17 protein-coding genes and 4 tRNA genes are annotated in these 15,286 nt (G+C 56.1%); 16 read left to right on the top strand and 5 right to left on the bottom strand.

Annotated elements, in window-relative coordinates; genetic code table 11:
• The first annotated feature begins 19 nt into the window (after window positions 1-19).
• Window positions 20-940, top strand: coding sequence for an ornithine carbamoyltransferase (gene argF, locus NAT49_RS01550; RefSeq protein WP_251589816.1), 921 nt, complete (start codon window positions 20-22; stop codon window positions 938-940).
• A gap of 161 nt (window positions 941-1,101) precedes the next feature.
• Here argF and NAT49_RS01545 read toward each other — a convergent pair.
• Window positions 1,102-1,177: transfer RNA gene (locus tag NAT49_RS01545), tRNA-Ala, on the bottom strand.
• A gap of 173 nt (window positions 1,178-1,350) precedes the next feature.
• Between NAT49_RS01545 and uvrC the strand changes: the two genes are divergently transcribed.
• The 6 genes from uvrC to NAT49_RS01515 all read left to right on the top strand — a co-directional run bounded on the left by uvrC (window position 1,351) and on the right by NAT49_RS01515 (window position 5,561).
• On the top strand, window positions 1,351-3,168 hold the full coding sequence (uvrC, locus tag NAT49_RS01540) for an excinuclease ABC subunit UvrC (protein WP_251589814.1): 1,818 nt from the start codon (window positions 1,351-1,353) through the stop codon (window positions 3,166-3,168).
• A gap of 75 nt (window positions 3,169-3,243) precedes the next feature.
• A complete protein-coding gene (pgsA, locus tag NAT49_RS01535) occupies window positions 3,244-3,792 on the top strand; it encodes a CDP-diacylglycerol--glycerol-3-phosphate 3-phosphatidyltransferase (RefSeq protein ID WP_251589812.1) in 549 nt (182 codons plus the stop codon).
• A gap of 84 nt (window positions 3,793-3,876) precedes the next feature.
• Window positions 3,877-3,951 (top strand) — tRNA-Gly (locus tag NAT49_RS01530).
• A 9-nt stretch (window positions 3,952-3,960) separates the two neighbouring features.
• Window positions 3,961-4,034, top strand: a tRNA-Cys gene (locus tag NAT49_RS01525).
• 23 nt (window positions 4,035-4,057) lie between these two features.
• Window positions 4,058-4,144 (top strand) — tRNA-Leu (locus tag NAT49_RS01520).
• A 439-nt stretch (window positions 4,145-4,583) separates the two neighbouring features.
• The gene (locus NAT49_RS01515; protein WP_251589810.1) at window positions 4,584-5,561 is read left to right on the top strand and encodes a calcium/sodium antiporter; all 978 of its coding nucleotides are present in this window, start codon (window positions 4,584-4,586) and stop codon (window positions 5,559-5,561) included.
• A 51-nt stretch (window positions 5,562-5,612) separates the two neighbouring features.
• Here NAT49_RS01515 and NAT49_RS01510 read toward each other — a convergent pair whose 3' ends face one another.
• Window positions 5,613-5,822 (bottom strand): hypothetical protein, encoded by a 210-nt coding sequence (locus tag NAT49_RS01510; protein WP_251589808.1) that lies wholly within the window; start codon window positions 5,820-5,822, stop codon window positions 5,613-5,615.
• Between the two features lie 731 nt (window positions 5,823-6,553).
• Between NAT49_RS01510 and NAT49_RS01505 the strand changes: the two genes are divergently transcribed.
• Both NAT49_RS01505 and NAT49_RS01500 read left to right on the top strand, forming a co-directional pair.
• Window positions 6,554-7,474: a S66 peptidase family protein gene (locus NAT49_RS01505; protein ID WP_349773774.1), complete on the top strand. Its 921-nt coding sequence runs from the start codon at window positions 6,554-6,556 to the stop codon at window positions 7,472-7,474.
• A gap of 1 nt (window position 7,475) precedes the next feature.
• Window positions 7,476-8,609: an FUSC family protein gene (locus NAT49_RS01500; protein WP_251589804.1), complete on the top strand. Its 1,134-nt coding sequence runs from the start codon at window positions 7,476-7,478 to the stop codon at window positions 8,607-8,609.
• On the opposite strand, the gene NAT49_RS01495 is transcribed toward NAT49_RS01500, so the two are convergent.
• Entirely contained in the window at window positions 8,600-8,848 is a 249-nt protein-coding gene (locus NAT49_RS01495) for a hypothetical protein (protein ID WP_251589802.1), read from the bottom strand. The genes NAT49_RS01500 and NAT49_RS01495 overlap by 10 nt on opposite strands.
• Before the next feature lie 94 nt (window positions 8,849-8,942).
• Window positions 8,943-9,218, bottom strand: a complete 276-nt coding sequence (locus NAT49_RS01490) for an FAD assembly factor SdhE (protein WP_374708795.1) — start codon at window positions 9,216-9,218, stop codon at window positions 8,943-8,945.
• Window positions 9,219-9,417: 199 nt separating this feature from the next.
• On the opposite strand from NAT49_RS01490, the gene NAT49_RS01485 reads away from it, so the two are divergent.
• Genes NAT49_RS01485 through lapB form a run of 3 tightly spaced genes read left to right on the top strand, consistent with a single transcriptional unit; the run spans window position 9,418 to window position 11,257 of the window.
• The gene (locus NAT49_RS01485; RefSeq protein WP_251589798.1) at window positions 9,418-9,714 is read left to right on the top strand and encodes an integration host factor subunit beta; all 297 of its coding nucleotides are present in this window, start codon (window positions 9,418-9,420) and stop codon (window positions 9,712-9,714) included.
• A gap of 50 nt (window positions 9,715-9,764) precedes the next feature.
• Window positions 9,765-10,070, top strand: coding sequence for a lipopolysaccharide assembly protein LapA domain-containing protein (locus tag NAT49_RS01480; RefSeq protein WP_251589797.1), 306 nt, complete (start codon window positions 9,765-9,767; stop codon window positions 10,068-10,070).
• A 2-nt stretch (window positions 10,071-10,072) separates the two neighbouring features.
• The gene (gene lapB, locus NAT49_RS01475; protein ID WP_251589796.1) at window positions 10,073-11,257 is read left to right on the top strand and encodes a lipopolysaccharide assembly protein LapB; all 1,185 of its coding nucleotides are present in this window, start codon (window positions 10,073-10,075) and stop codon (window positions 11,255-11,257) included.
• A gap of 30 nt (window positions 11,258-11,287) precedes the next feature.
• Here lapB and pyrF read toward each other — a convergent pair whose 3' ends face one another.
• Complete coding sequence (gene pyrF, locus NAT49_RS01470) at window positions 11,288-11,977, bottom strand: orotidine-5'-phosphate decarboxylase (protein WP_251589795.1); 690 nt, start codon at window positions 11,975-11,977, stop codon at window positions 11,288-11,290.
• A 185-nt stretch (window positions 11,978-12,162) separates the two neighbouring features.
• On the opposite strand from pyrF, the gene NAT49_RS01465 reads away from it, so the two are divergent.
• The 4 genes from NAT49_RS01465 to groL all read left to right on the top strand — a co-directional run bounded on the left by NAT49_RS01465 (window position 12,163) and on the right by groL (window position 15,238).
• Window positions 12,163-12,444, top strand: a complete 282-nt coding sequence (locus NAT49_RS01465; RefSeq protein ID WP_309619138.1) for a ComEA family DNA-binding protein — start codon at window positions 12,163-12,165, stop codon at window positions 12,442-12,444.
• Window positions 12,445-12,595: 151 nt separating this feature from the next.
• Window positions 12,596-13,087 carry an FxsA family protein gene (locus NAT49_RS01460; RefSeq protein ID WP_251589794.1) on the top strand — a complete coding sequence of 164 codons (492 nt, stop codon included), beginning with the start codon at window positions 12,596-12,598 and terminating at the stop codon, window positions 13,085-13,087.
• A 159-nt stretch (window positions 13,088-13,246) separates the two neighbouring features.
• On the top strand, window positions 13,247-13,540 hold the full coding sequence (locus NAT49_RS01455) for a co-chaperone GroES (RefSeq protein ID WP_251589793.1): 294 nt from the start codon (window positions 13,247-13,249) through the stop codon (window positions 13,538-13,540).
• A 51-nt stretch (window positions 13,541-13,591) separates the two neighbouring features.
• Window positions 13,592-15,238 carry a chaperonin GroEL gene (gene groL, locus NAT49_RS01450; RefSeq protein WP_309619142.1) on the top strand — a complete coding sequence of 549 codons (1,647 nt, stop codon included), beginning with the start codon at window positions 13,592-13,594 and terminating at the stop codon, window positions 15,236-15,238.
• Window positions 15,239-15,286: the final 48 nt, after the last annotated feature.

The raw sequence follows: 15,286 nt of genomic DNA, 5'->3' as shown, positions 1-15,286 counted from the left end.
GGGAAACAGGAGCGCCATCATGGCCGTACGACACTTTCTTACGTTGTTGGATTTCACCCCCGCTGAACTCGATCACCTGATCGACCGCGCCATTACGCTCAAGACCCGCCTGAAGGCCGACGGCCCGACCTACACACCGTTCAATAACCGCACGCTTGCGATGATTTTCGAGAAATCATCGACCCGTACCCGTGTCTCGTTTGAAAGTGGCATGGCGCAGTTCGGTGGGCACGCCCTGTTTCTATCCAACCGCGACACCCAGCTCGGCCGCGGCGAGCCGGTGCCGGACACGGCCCGCGTTCTCTCGGAAATGGTTGATCTGGTCATGATTCGAACCTTCGAACATCAAAAACTCGTCGAGTTCGCCAATTACAGCCAGGTGCCGGTGATCAACGCGCTGTCCGATGACTACCATCCCTGCCAGCTGCTCGCGGACATGCAGACCTGGAAGGAGTGCCGCGGCCCGATGAAAGGCAAGACCGCCGTATGGGTCGGCGATGGCAACAACATGTGCCACTCCTGGATCAACGCGGCACGTCAGTTCGATTTCAATCTGGTCATCGCCTGCCCCGAAGGCTTCGACCCGGATGAATCGATCATGGCGGCTGCAGGCGACCGGGTGCGCATCGAACGTGACCCGATGGCCGCCGTCAAGGGCGCGCACTTGATCACCACCGACGTCTGGGCCTCAATGGGCCAGGAAGAAGAGCAGGCCACCCGTGAAGCGGCCTTCAAGAGCTTCCAGGTGACCGAACAGATGCTGGACGCCGCCGATGAGGACGTGCTGTTTCTTCATTGCCTGCCGGCACATCGTGGCGAAGAGATCAGCGAGACGCTGCTTGACGACCCCCGCGCGTCCGTATGGCAGGAGGCCGGCAACCGTCTCCATGCTCAAAAGGCGCTGATGGAGTTTCTGGTGCTCGGACAGATCAACGATTGATAAAAAGCCCGCGAACGCGGGCTTTTTTGAAAGGTGGTATCGGCACCGCATAAAGATTTTATACGCGCACGGATAACAGATGGGCTTTTCGGCAGATGAGCTTTTTCGATAGGCATAAAAAAACCGCCGACTCTCGATTAGAGAGTCGGCGGTTTGATATTTGGTGGAGCCTATCGGGATCGAACCGATGACCTCGACGCTGCCAGCGTCGCGCTCTCCCAGCTGAGCTAAGGCCCCTTTCAACGAGTGCGAACTTTACGGGGATCGAGCAGGCTCGTCAAGTACCAACAATAAATCTTTCAATTACTTGCCTTGAGTTTTCAAGCAATCAGCGCCATTACTAAGCTCGTGGCGCTTCGATTTTTCAGATCCCCATCGCTTTCGGGACACTCATCGCTTTTAGGACACCCATGGCCTTTGACGCTAAGACCTTTTTAAAGACCGTTTCGGAATCCCCGGGCGTGTACCGCATGTTCGACGAGGACAGCAACGTGCTTTATGTCGGCAAGGCCAAACGGCTCAAGGCCCGGCTTTCAAGCTATTTCAGAAACCGCGGTCTCAACGCAAAGACTCAGGCGCTGGTCGCACGCATCGCCGACATTCAGGTCACAATCACCCGAAGCGAGACCGAGGCCCTGATCCTCGAACAGACGCTGATCAAATCCTATCGCCCGCCGTACAACATCCTGATGCGCGACGACAAGTCGTACCCCTACGTCTTTGTCAGCGACCGACATGCCTACCCGGCGCTCGAGTTCAAACGTGTACGAAGCCGAGGCAACGACGGACGCTATTTCGGCCCCTACCCGAGTTCAGGTGCGGTTCGTGAAAGCCTCAACCTGATGCAGAAAATCTTTCGTATTCGAAACTGCGAGGACAGCGTCTTTTCAAACCGAAGCCGCCCGTGCCTGCAGTATCAGATCGGCCGCTGCACCGCGCCCTGCGTTGATTACATCAGCAAGGAGGACTATCAACGTGACGTCGAGCATGCGGTGATGTGTCTGTCCGGCAAGAGCGAGCAGGTGACCCGCCAGCTCGAACAGGACATGGAGACCGCGAGTCAGGCACTCGAGTTTGAAAAGGCGGCGTTTCTGCGCGATCAAATCGGTGATCTTCGCAGCATGCAAAGCCAGCAGTCGGTCGAAACCGACAGTGGGCATGCCGATATCTTTGCACTCGCCGAGCGGCCGGGCGGCAGCAGCATCAGCGTACTGGCGGTGCGGGATGGCCGAATGCTCGGCGCACGCCACTTCATGCCCAAAAACGAACTCGGCCTCAGTGGCGGCGAGCTGCTCGAGAGCTTCGTCAGTCAGTACTATCTGGGCCAGAGCCATGAGCTTCCTCAGGAAGTGCTGGTCACGCACGCCTTACCCGGTCAACAGGTACTGGAGCAGGCGTTCAGTGAACAGGCCGAGCGCCGTATCCGCTTGACCGATCAGGTCCGCGGCTACCGCGCCCAGTGGCTGACGCTTGCCCGCACCAACGCGGAACAGCACCTCACCACACAGCTCAGTGGCCAACAGCAGATGGACCGCCGCTTCGAGGATCTTCGAAACGTGCTGGGACTCAAGGTGGCGCCAAGCCGGTTGGAATGCTTTGACATCAGTCATAGCCATGGCGAGGCAACGGTTGCTTCGTGCGTGGTGTTTGAAACCAATGGACCGGTCAAGTCGGATTATCGTCGATTCAATATCGAAGACATCGAGGCCGGCGATGACTATGGCGCCATGAAGCAGGCACTGACCCGCCGCTACAAGCGCATCCAGAACAAGGAAGCCAAAAAGCCCGATATTCTGGTGGTCGACGGTGGCAAGGGCCAGCTCAACATGGCTCGGGAAGTGTTCGAGGAACTCGGCGTCACCGGCGTGATTCTCATCGGCGTGGCCAAGGGCACGACGCGCAAACCCGGTCTCGAGACGCTTTTTATCGAAACCATCGATCAAAGCGTCGTGCTCGACAGCACCCAGCCGGCCCTTCATCTGATCCAGCACATTCGAGACGAATCGCACCGATTTGCCATCACGGGCCACCGCCAGCGCCGTGACAAGACGCGAAGAACCTCGAGTCTCGAGGAAATTGCAGGCGTCGGCCCAAAGCGTCGACGCGAGCTTTTGAAGTTCTTCGGCGGGCTCCAGGGCGTGCGCCAGGCCACGCGAGACGAACTGATTCGGGTGCCCGGCATCAATGCGCAGCTGGCCGAACAGATTTATCTGGCACTTCATGGCTGAGAAGATGCATCTGGCGCGATACACTAGGGTCGGCGCTCACCCAACTCAGCCATTCGTTAAGGATAAACGTGCTCCATGAATATACCCAACATCCTGACCATGATCCGGATCGTGTGTATCCCGCTTCTGGTCGTGATCTTTTATCTTCCGGTTGACTGGGCTCACTGGGCTGCCGGTCTGATTTTCGCAGCCGCAGGCATCACAGACTGGTTCGATGGCTATCTGGCCAGAAAACTCGACCAGAGCACACCCTTCGGCGCCTTTCTGGACCCGGTGGCCGACAAGCTGATGGTGGCGGTTGCACTCGGCCTTTTGATCGAGGTTTACAACACGCCGTTGATGACGCTGCCCGCGCTGGTGATTATCGGCCGTGAAATCGTCATTTCGGCGCTTCGAGAATGGATGGCAGAGATTGGCAAGCGCAAGAGCGTTGCGGTGTCCTACATCGGCAAGCTCAAGACCACACTTCAGATGATCGCCATTTTTGCGCTGCTTGCCTTTGCACCGGAAAGTGCATTCGGTCTTGTAGGCGTCGTCCTGCTCTATTTGGCGGCGATTCTTACGCTCTGGTCAATGTGGAAGTACCTCAAGGCGGCCTGGCCTGAGATGAGTCAATCGCTGTAAGCGTAAACCATCGCTTTTACGCGGCTTTTTTACGACTGGGTTTGACACGGGGCGATCAGCACGTATAATACCTCCCCGAGTTGAGCGGGAATAGCTCAGTGGTAGAGCATCGCCTTGCCAAGGCGAGGGTCGGGAGTTCGAATCTCCTTTCCCGCTCCAACTTGAAGAGGCTGGATGGCAGAGTGGTCATGCAGCGGACTGCAACTCCGTGTACGCCGGTTCGATTCCGACTCCAGCCTCCATTTCCGAACAAAGACGCGCATCCGCCCGGATGGCGGAATAGGTAGACGCAAGGGACTTAAAATCCCTCGCCCGTTAGGGCGTGCCGGTTCGATTCCGGCTCCGGGCACCATGTCCCCTTCTTCCTGACTGCGTCACCCTCCTGACAGCATTTTTCTTTTAGATCCATCCTCTTTATACCCATCGCTTTCGCAACCAACACTGATCCCGATCATTTACCGGGCCTGATCATTATTGCGATCCAACGCGTTTAAATCGACAGTTCAGCACTTTCTGACCACCAATCCGTGTAGCCCACTTGATCGATTAAAAACGAAAAAATCGGCGCCAAGCTCGTCAATGAGTAATCACCGTATTGACCCTTGAATCGCACCAAGCCAATAACTGTTTAATACCGCGAGCATTCGATGAAGCCACGCGTTCTCACCCACTGCTCCCGACGCACAACCGCTCTCTAACAACCAACCATGATACCGCCCTTCAAGGGTGCGAATCGCTCGATTCCTCGCTACCCTGCATTCAACTCAATACGATAGAGCTTAGGAGCGATTATGTTGCTTGCGGTATTGGCCGTTATCGGCGGTCTGATCCTACTGATCTGGAGTGCCGACCGTTTTGTGGACGGCGCCGCGGCAACCGCGCGTCATGCTGGCATGCCGCCACTTTTGATTGGCATGGTGGTCATCGGCTTTGGTACATCCGCCCCGGAAATGGTCGTTTCAGCATCAGCCGCGATCGATGGCAACCCGGGGCTTGCCCTGGGTAATGCGCTCGGTTCGAATATTGCCAATATCGGCCTAATTCTTGGACTCACGGCGCTTATCGCACCCATCGCGGTCGACTCCGCCATCGTACGCAGAGAGCTGCCGCTGCTTTTAGGCGCAAGCGCTCTGGCCGGGCTATTGCTTTGGGATCACGCGCTCGGCCGTACAGAGGCATTCATTTTGCTTCTGGCACTTGTCGCACTGATTGGCTGGTCGATAAGGACCGCTCTCAAGACGCGCACGACCACGGATTCACTAGCGTCCGATTCCGCAGCTCACACCGAAAAGACGTCCTCGCTTGGGCGGGCAATCACCTGGCTGATCATTGGGCTGGTGCTTTTGATCGTGAGCTCTCGACTGTTGGTATGGGGCGCGGTCTTGATCGCTCAAAGCCTTGGCATCAGTGACCTGATCATCGGGCTGACCGTCGTGGCGATCGGCACATCCCTGCCTGAACTTGCCGCGTCGATCATTGCCGCACGCAAGGGCGAAAGCAGCCTCGCTATCGGCAATGTTGTAGGCTCGAACCTTTTCAACATTCTGGCGGTTATCGGCATCGCAGGCGCCATATCCCCCATGCAGGCATTGGCCCCCGAAGTGGTCGCAAGGGATTGGAGCATCATGATGGCCTTGACCGTCGCCCTGCTCATCATGGGCCTGGGAGTTCGGCGACCGGGGAGGATCAATCGTGTCGAAGGGGGTGTGCTGTTGACAACCTTTGTCATCTACACCGGTTGGCTGGTTACTTCAGTTATAGGCAGCTAAGCGAACATGGCGCATCATCGGGTGCCGGGTTTGCCAGGTAGATGAATCGAGTCAGGGCAGATCGTTTTCATCAAGGCCGAGGCTACTGCAAAGCGCCCGCACCAGTTTCCGTTTCAAGTTACGGACAATGCGCCTGCATCGCTGCCTACTTTTCCAGAACAGGCGCGAGCGATGTTTACCATGCCACTCATGCCCCCTGACACTCTGAAACGTCTGACCAACGCGCTGATTGAGCTCGACAGCATCACGTGACTCGTTCATGGCGCTTATGCTCTCTCTTTAACCTGCCTTTAAACGCGGGAAAACATCGAAAAACCGATGCTCCTTGATCGCAGTCATTGTGAGGGAGATAAACCGAAGTTATGTTCGGAAAAAGCGAGAACCGCTCAGCCTGTTTATCGCTTTATGGTGTGAATGTAGATACGAGGCCTCGCTGTCAAACTGCGCATAAAGTGCAGTGGGCGCACTTGACCACACATACCTTTCGATAATAAAGCCACCAAAATAGGCAAGGCGCTTTCTAGATTATCGAAGGCCAACCCTCTCCACATCGGATACCGAATCACTTCCATGTGAGGCCGCCACCCACGAATCCTTCATGACGGCGCTAGACGTGCACTTCTTGCACAGCACATATCGTCCACCATGCTCGAGCGGGGCGGTTGCGAACTTGAAAAAGTGACTCCAGTCGAAATGAGATTCGACTCGGCCGTCACAGCTGCGACATGAGAGTTGAATCAAACCATCGTGTCGGCGGTGTGTATCGATCAAGCAGATTGCCATGAGTTTCCCCTTAGTCCGAGCGTCCAGATCAACTCCGTAACGCTTTATTGAATCTATGGGGAAAATCCTTACGAAACAATTTCTTGAAATGATGTTTTAGTGATCGTTTAGTGACGCATTGATGACATGGCGTTTGCGCCCGGGCGTGGACGCTCTTTATAGTTGGCCATCAATGTTAATTGCGGGCCCTTTCCGCATAAGGCACTGCTTTGCCCCTTGAACCTTCCTTGCCTGATTTTGGAATCGACTGGCCCGACGCCACACATATTGGCCTGGTCGCCCCTTCCGGCACACTATCACCGGCACGACTTGACCGCTGCGTTAAGGCGCTCGAGGAACGCCATTGCAACTTCTGGCTCGGCGAACATGTAAGACAAAAACATCGCGCGATGGCCGGCACAGTCACTGAACGGCTATCGGACTTGCATCACGCATACAAGAGCCCGGACATCGACGCCCTGTGGGCGCTTCGCGGTGGCTATGGCTGCGCTCAGCTCCTCGAGTCGTTTGACTGGAAAGAGCTCTCTCATGCAAAGCCGCTGATCGGTTATTCGGACTTGACTGCCTGGCTTGAATACGCCCGCCGCCAGGGGTTACCGGGCATTCACGGGCCGGTTCTGACCGAATGGGCAATCGAGGGTGAAACGAGCGCCGAACAGATCGAGCGCCAACGCTCTCTAAACTCGGTCACCGCACTTTTGGCTGGCACATGGCCTGTGTTTGACGTCACGCCAGTGAGTATCGATACGCCTGTCGAAGGCGCGGTGATTGGGGGCAATCTAACGGTTCTTGCCAGTCTTTGCGGCACGCCATACGCGCCCTCACCACCACCCGGGGCCATCCTGATTCTCGAGGATGTCGGCGAGCCACTGTATCGACTCGAGCGGAGCCTGTGTCAGTTACTCGAGAGTCTTCCGAAAGGTAGCGTCAGCGCCGTTGGGCTGGGCGAATTTATTGGCTGCGGGGAGACAGACGCTATTATCGCCATGACCCAAGAACACCTCGACGCCCACGACATTAAGCTTGTCGCAGGGCTTCCGGTCGGGCACGGCCCACGCAACCTCGCCTGGCCCTATGGTGAACGCGCCATTCTGGATAGGGTGTCACTGCGTTTTTTAAAGGCGCACTAGCATGTTTCGTTTTCTCGATCCGTATCGAATCCATCGGCACCGAAAGCAGATCCACGTACTGCGCTCGTCGCTGGCTCTTGCCCTGACCTACACCGTCATTACGGTTTTTGCTCTACCCCACAGTGCCTGGGCCCTGGTCAGCACCCTCATGGTCATGGGCAATCTACCCCATATTGGCGGCGTCCTCGATAAAGGCGCTCAGCGCCTGCTTGGCACCCTGCTGGGTGCGGTGCTCGGGCTTTTATTGCTGTGCATTCCCTCACCGCCCCCACTCTTGATTCCAGCGGCCACCCTCGCCGCCATTGCCCTGGCGATCCATGCAACCTTCAGTAGTCGCTTCGGATACAGTTCACTTATTTTCGGTATCACATTGGTCATGGTGGTCGGTGACGGCAATCACGACATTGCCATTGCCCTATGGCGTTCGTTCAATGTCTTGATCGGCACCGTGATTGGCATCACGGTCACGGCGGTATTTCTACCTCAGAAAGCAACCGATCAGATGCGCTTTCTTATCGCCGACAACCTCGACAAGCTGTCTCGTCTTTATCACGCCCATACCAATGACAAGCGTTACGACGACGATGACGTGCAGTACATGCTCAAAAAGATCACCTCACAGTTGGTCAAACAGCGCGGACTGATCGATGCCGTTCACCAAGAGGGGCGATTGAAACGCGGGGCGTTGAGCGAGACTCTCTCGCTTGAGCGCCGAATGATCTCAACGGTTGAACTGCTGCTCGAAACACATTGGGCAACCCGTGACGGTCACGACATCATCGAGCATCTGGAAGGACTTCGTGAGGAGCAGTATCTGCTTACAACGTCACTAAGTACGCTGGCTTATCAGGTCAAAACCGGCCAGAACATCGACCTGCGTGCAAAAGCGTTCAGCCTCGACACTCACGCCGAACGAGCCATGGGGGCACGCAGCCAATCGGGCCGCCCCTTGTTCAGCCCGGCGGGCTATTTATGGCTGAACCGTGAACTTGGACGCCAGACAAACGCGATGATCACGTTCTTATCCAATATGCAGCGCCTTCCCAGCCAGCGGCTTCAAAGGCGCGCCAAACGCCATTATCTCCTGAGCGAGGAAAAACCCCTCCCCTTGCCCGAGCGGGATGATCAGCGCTGAAACTCTGCCGAACACAGGCGCCGAAAATGCCAAAGCGCGTGAGGCTCGGCGCTATCCGGAAACACCCAGTAAAGGCGCCGCTCGACCTTGAGCCCGATCAGAACACGCCCCAGATATACGACCTGTACGCGCGCGGGTAACCACTCGGCCCGCTCATCCATCTGCTGCCATCGCGCATCCTTAACGTACGACAGTGGCGGTGGATACCGGCGAGCCTCGTGCGCTGCAACCAAGGCCATACACGGCCCCAGAATGAACCCTGCTACGGGCGAGAAATAGGTCAGAAACAAGGTTGCCAATGCCGTGACCACTAGCGCGAACAGGAGCGCGTGTCTAGAAGGGACGAACCTGACTGGTGCTAGCGTTTTCTGCGTCATCGATAATCAGCCCCACGATTTGGCGAAGCGATGCGTCTTCGGGTTGCTCGCGACGCATCAGCCACATGAACAAGTCCTGATCTTCCTCGGCCAACAGCGCAACATACGCCTGCTGGTCAGCGTCATCGAGTGTATCGAAACGGCGTTCAAGAAACGGTACCAACATGAGATCAAGCTCCCACATGCCGCGGCGGGAATGCCAGTAAAGCCGTTTGCGCTGCGCGTCTTCCATGTTCATCGTCCTCAAAAGCCATACATTGAATTTAAGTCAGTATACCGTCATGCACCCAATCACGACATGAGCTTGAAAAGCATGCACGATTATGGATAACCTTCCAAAGCTAATTCGTTGTTTTGAAGGCGGTTAGCCGCTATGCTTTCGACACAATAAAAATGTGCCCAGCCAAGGAAGCGACTACGGAGTGGACGCGATGACCAAATCCGAGCTGATCGAACAGATTGCCGGTAGGCAGACCTCTCTCTCGTTAAGAGATGTTGAGTCAGCCGTGCGATTGATTCTTGATGATATTACCGACGAGCTCGCCGAAGGCGGTCGTGTCGAAATCCGGGGTTTCGGCAGTTTTTCACTGCACTACCGAGAGCCTCGCGTAGGACGCAACCCCAAGACCGGTGATCCGGTGCCACTGACCGGGAAATACGTACCTCACTTTAAACCGGGAAAAGAGCTTCGAGAGCAGGTTGATGCCAGCCGCTCGCTCGGATACTGACCGCTTCCCCGCGCCTATTTGCGCGTGCACACTATGATAAAGGACCACTCATGCGCTGGATAAAAGGCGTCATCCTCGCAATCATTGCACTGATTGTCTTGATTTTCGGAATCCTGTTCGCCGTTAGAAACCAGGCAGCGATCCCGCTCGATATTATCTGGGCCAAACTTCCCCCGGCTTCGCTTTCACTTTGGTTGCTCTCCACGCTGGTTGTCGGCGTTCTGCTTGGCATGCTTGCAATGACAGGGATGTATTTGCGACTTAGAACAGCGCTTGTACGTGCACGCCATGACCAGCGAACCCAACAGAAAGAACTCGATCAGCTCAGAACCCGGGAGCTCAAGGAAGCCTCCTGACCATGTTCGATGCGGGTACGTTCTTACTGCTGGTCGCTGCGCTTGCCATCGGCTGGGCACTGGGTCGCATCAAACGATCGACGCCACGCACTGCATCTGACACCAGGACACTTTCCAAGGACTATTTCGTCGGGCTGAACTACCTGCTTAACGAGCAGCCCGACAAGGCCATCGAAACCTTCTCGCACGCACTCGAAGTCAACAGCGACACGATCGATACGCATATCGCACTCGGCAATGTCTTTCGCCTTCGCGGCGAGGCTGACCGCGCAGCCAAGATCCACCAGAACCTTCTGGCCAGGCCCGCGCTTTCAGACCATCAAAGTGCGCAGGTTCAACTTGAACTGGCACGGGACTTCTTTCGACTCGGTGTATTGGACCGCTCGGAGCGTCTGCTGGTCTCGCTTCTTAAAACCGATACGTTCACGGATGTCACACAGGCCTCTCGACGACTTCTGATCGATATTTTCGAGCGTGAGCGGGAATGGCACGAAGCCCTTGATACCGCCCAACCCCTGCTCAAACAGGATAAAAAGCTTCGACGAGACGCATCCTATTGGCAGTGCGAGCTTGCTCAGAAAAGCATCGATCATGGTCAGCTTCCCCAAGCGCGAAAGCAGCTAAGACAGGCACTATCGATCGATGCGAACTGCTTGAGAGCCAACTGGCTACTGGCCGACATCGAGCACATCAATGCGCGCTACGAGGATGAGCTTAAATACTTGAAGCGCATGCATACCCAGGACAGCCATATCGTAGGCCTGACGCTTCCACGCATTGTCGGTACGTATAACGCGCTCGATGATCATGATGGCCTGGTTCAGTACCTGAACGCCCTCTTGCACCACCACCCCAACAGCTCCGCACTGATCGCACTTGCCGAGCGCACCCGCACCGAAGATGGCCCGGCCAGGGCGGCAGAGCTATTGAGCCAACAGCTCAAGCGTTCTCCAAGCCTAAAGGGCGTCGACTATCTGCTTGCACTGTACCTTGAAGGTGGCGGCGCCACCGACGCGCTCGAGCAGCAGCTCGATTTGTTGAAACAGCATACCGAGCACCTTCTCAAACTGCGCCCGAGTTTTCAGTGCGGCGAATGCGGGTTCAAATCCCGTCAGCACTACTGGCAGTGCCCACAGTGCCGACAGTGGGGTGCCATACTGCCGATTACAGGCATCGAGGGCGAATAATTCCTGTTCAAGCGTGAATATCTCCAGGCCTTATTCGTTAAGTTCCTGAATGATATGCTCCAACGCGTGTTGGGGCGCCGCTGCCTGAGTTACCGGTCGCCCGATGACCAAATGTGTACTTCCAGCCTCAAGCGCCTGCTTTGGCGTCATTATGCGCGACTGATCGTCCTTCGCCGCAAAGGCAGGCCGAATGCCTGGGGTCACTCTCAAAAACGCATCGCTTGTTGCCTTTCGAATCATTGATGCCTCGTGCGCCGAGCACACGACCCCATCAAGCCCTGCGTTAAAGCTCATGGCGGCCAGTCGCGTGACATGCGCTTCCAGGGATCCGCTCACCCCAATGTGGCTCAACTCCTGTTCTGACATACTCGTCAGTACGGTAACGGCAATCAATTTGGTGGAATAGCCGCCCGCAGCCAATCGACTGGCCGCCGCCTCGAGCATTGCAGGCCCACCCTGGGCGTGTACGTTTACCATCCAGACGCCCAGATCGGCCGAAGCTTCAACGGCCTGGGCAACAGTATGGGGGATATCGTGAAACTTGAGATCGAGAAACACCTCGAATCCCTTGGCATGCAGGGCATTGATCACCGCCGGACCCTCACGGGTGAAAATTTCCTTGCCTACTTTCACGCGACACTGCGCGGGGTCGAGTGTATCGGCCAGCGCCAGCGCCTGAGCACAATCCATCTTGTCCAGCGCGATGATCAGAGGTGTCATCAGGGGTCCTATCGAATCGGAAAAACGTGAGTATACGAAATTAGAACCCAAGCGGTCCAAAGCCGATAAATGGATACGTTTTACCCATCAAAAAAACAGATAGATAAGAAAAGCCTCACATTAGTATGAATCGGCATTACCTCATATTAAAGAACTCAATTACCTTCTGACTCAGAGAGGCTTTCATGAAAAAACTCGTTGCCGCACTGATCACAACAGCGGCCCTATCGATGGCGCACACACAAGCCTTTGCAAGCGATACCAATACTCAGATCGACATCAACACCGCAACGGTTGAGCAGCTTTCGGAACTCAAGGGCATCGGTGAGAAAAAAGCCGAAGCCATCGTTGCTTACCGCGAAGCGAACGGGCCTTTCGAGCATCTGGAGGGATTAAGTGACGTCAAGGGCATCGGCGAGAGCCTGATCGAAAAAAACCGGGATCGAATGCACATTTCCTCCAATTGAATCCGCCTTTACCCATTTCAATGCCGCATCAACGATTATGCCAAAAGGCGTAGCATGCGGCGCATTAAGAGTGCCCCCGATGTCGGGGCACTTGCATTTGTGTACACTCGCCATCATGACTCACCCTCTATCATGAAACCGGGGACCACTCATGCCCATACTGTTTATTCTCGCCCTGTTGCTGATCCTGGATTTCACAGCTCTTGTGATGCTTGGCCAGCAGCTGGGCTTTTTGTTGACCCTACTCTGGATCATTGGCTCCTTCGCAATTGGCACGCATCTCATTCGACGTGAAGGACTGGCAACGCTTCGTGAAGCCCAGGAAAGCGTCATGGCAGGCCAGGCCGCACCGAGCGACACCTTCATCCAAGTGGCCGCCTACGTGTTTGCCGGGGTACTGCTCATTCTACCAGGGCCGCTCTCCGACATTGCCGGGCTTTTCATGCTGATGCCGTTCATGCGCCCCATGGTGTCTCGAAAGCTCAGGGAGCGTCAGGGTGTTCACGGCGCAGGCCCCACCGCCTCAGGCCAGACCCTTGACAGCTCGACACATCACACCCAGCGCCACGATGCGCAGAACGATCAATCCGGCACCACCATCGAAGGCGAATACGTGCCCAAGGATGATGACTCGCGTCGATAATTTTTTTGGCTTATCCCCTTGAAACTTCTCTTGGTGACCACATTAAGCAGTCACGACCCAGAAAGACGAATTGGGGTCCTTGAAACTGCGAAGGCCGTGGCCTTCCGAACCTTGAACATTCTCGTTTGAGTTCATGCAACCATCAGGAGAACGTGAGCAATGAACATTCGTCCCTTGCACGATCGCGTCGTAGTTCGCCGCGTCGAAGAAGAAGAAAAAACCGCCGGTGGCATCGTTTTGCCTGGTAATGCCAAAGAGAAGCCGACCCGTGGCGAAATCCTCGCTGTAGGTAATGGCCGCATCCTGGATAACGGTGACACGCGCCCGCTGGACGTCAAAGTCGGCGACACAGTGATCTTCAAGGACGGCTTCGGTATCGAAAAACAAAACATCGATGGCGAAGAAGTATTGATCATGAGCGAAAGCGACGTTCTTGGCGTACTCGAAAGCTGATCAAGAAACAGTCTTCATTACTAAATACATCATTTTTTCGAGGCAGAACTAATCATGGCTAAACAGATTCGTTTCTCTGACGACGCTCGCAAACGCATGGCGCGCGGGGTCAACACCCTCGCCGACGCGGTCAAGACGACACTGGGCCCGAAAGGCCGTAACGTTGTACTCGAGAAATCCTTCGGTGCACCGACAGTCACAAAGGACGGCGTTAGCGTTGCCAAAGAGATCGAGCTGAAAGACAAGTTCGAAAACATGGGCGCACAGATGGTCAAGGAAGTTGCTTCCAAGACCTCCGACGCCGCCGGTGACGGCACCACGACAGCAACTGTTCTGGCGCAGTCCATCGTTAATGAAGGCCTGAAAGGCGTCATTGCCGGCATGAATCCGATGGACCTCAAGCGCGGCATCGACCAAGCCGTCGCCGCCGCCGTCGAAGAAGTCAAGAAGCTGTCCGTCCCGTGCACTGACAACAAGGCCATTGCTCAGGTCGGTACAATTTCTGCCAACGGCGACAGCAACATCGGTCGCATCATCGCCGACGCGATGGAAAAAGTTGGCAAGGAAGGCGTCATCACTGTCGATGAAGGCCGTGGTTTCGAAGACGAGCTCGAAGTCGTCGAAGGCATGCAGTTCGACCGTGGCTACCTTTCGCCCTACTTCGTCACCAACCAGGAAACCATGGCGGTCGAACTTGAAGACCCGTTCATCCTGCTGGTCGACAAGAAGATTTCCAACATTCGTGAACTGCTGCCGACGCTCGAAGCCGTTGCCAAGGCCGGCAAGCCGCTCATGATCGTTGCTGAAGACATTGAAGGTGAAGCGCTGGCGACTCTGGTCGTGAACAACATGCGTGGCATCGTCAAGGTTGCAGCCGTCAAGGCGCCGGGCTTCGGTGATCGCCGCAAGGCCATGCTTCAGGACATCGCGATCCTGACCGGCGGTACCGTCATCTCCGAAGAAGTCGGCATGACACTTGAAGAAGCGACTCTTGATCACCTCGGTACCGCCAAGCGCGTAACCATGAGCAAGGAAAACACCACCATCATCGATGGCGCTGGTGTTGAAGCCGACATCGAAGCACGTGTCAGCCAGATCCGCGCTCAGATCGAGGAAACCTCGTCCGACTACGACCGCGAAAAACTGCAGGAACGTGTGGCCAAGCTGGCCGGCGGTGTTGCCGTGATTCGCGTCGGTGCAGCCACCGAAGTCGAGATGAAAGAGAAGAAAGCACGTGTTGAAGACGCGCTGCACTCCACACGCGCCGCCGTCGAAGAAGGCGTTGTCCCGGGTGGTGGTACTGCACTGATTCGCGCGCTGACCAACCTCGAAGGCCTTCGTGGTGAAAACGAAGACCAGACGCACGGCATCGTGATCGCGCTTCGCGCCATGGAATCGCCGCTTCGCCAGATCGTCACCAACGCCGGTGAAGAAGCGTCCGTCATCGTCAACAACGTCAAGGCCGGCAGCGGCAACTATGGCTACAACGCTGCAACCGGCGAGTACGGCGACCTGTTCGACATGGGCGTACTCGATCCGGCCAAGGTTACCCGTACTGCACTGCAGTCTGCAGGCTCCATCGGCGGTCTGATGATCACCACCGAAGCCATGATCGCAGACGACCCTGATGAGAAAGACTCAGGCGGCGCCGACATGGGTGGCATGGGCGGAATGGGTGGCATGGGCGGCATGATGTAAGCCCCACCCCTTCGCCATAGCACGATCAAGCCCCGCCACTGGCGGGGC

The sequence above is a fragment of the Larsenimonas suaedae genome, from assembly GCF_023712105.1.
GTDB lineage: Bacteria > Pseudomonadota > Gammaproteobacteria > Pseudomonadales > Halomonadaceae > Larsenimonas > Larsenimonas suaedae.
Note: the sequence above shows the minus strand (reverse complement) of the source record. Positions and strands in the feature narration are given on the sequence as shown.